Here is a 644-nt window from a genome sequence, read left to right on the forward strand (position 1 = left end):
GCCAGCGCCGCGTCCAGCCCTCTGTCAGTGATATCGCGCAGCATGTCCTGCACTGTTGGCTGATTAAAATTGTACAAATCACTTTGCACTTTTAATTTGCGAAACACCGTATGTGGATCTTCATCGGTCCAGTCTGACAGCTGCACCACATATTCGCGATCGGCGGCAATTACATCCTGCGCTTTGGGTTCAATGATCAGCGCGCCATACATGCCGGTCATTTCCTGAAAGCCACTGTGCGAGTGATACCAGTACGTGCCGCTTTGCTTTAACGTAAAACGATAGACAAAGGTTTCGCCGGGCATAATGCCTCTGAAGCTCATGCCGGGTACGCCGTCCATCTGGTAGGGTAAAATAATACCGTGCCAGTGAATTGAGCTGGGCACCGACAAGGTATTGGTTACCCGTATGGTGACCTCATCGCCTTCGCGCAAGCGTAAGGTCGGTGCCGGTATCGAACCATTGATGGTGGTGGCTTTACGGACCACGCCGGTAAAATTTACCAGCGCTTCGCCGATGGTTAAATCAATCACGTTACCGCTGAGCTCAGTGGCATAGCCGGTAAAGGCATTATCTTTAAAGGCGCTACCCGCCCTGACGATATGCGGAAAAGTGGCCAGCACGCCGCCCACCGCCAGCCCCTG

The 644-nt window shown here is 53.1% G+C and carries 1 protein-coding gene; it reads right to left on the reverse strand.

Annotation, left to right across the window (positions count from 1 at the left end; genetic code table 11):
* Positions 1-644, reverse strand: a 644-nt coding sequence (locus J3B89_RS21015; protein WP_215399549.1) for a multicopper oxidase domain-containing protein, incomplete at both ends; no start/stop codon positions are given.

The sequence above is a fragment of the Rheinheimera oceanensis genome (assembly GCF_018831085.1).
GTDB lineage: Bacteria > Pseudomonadota > Gammaproteobacteria > Enterobacterales > Alteromonadaceae > Alishewanella > Alishewanella oceanensis.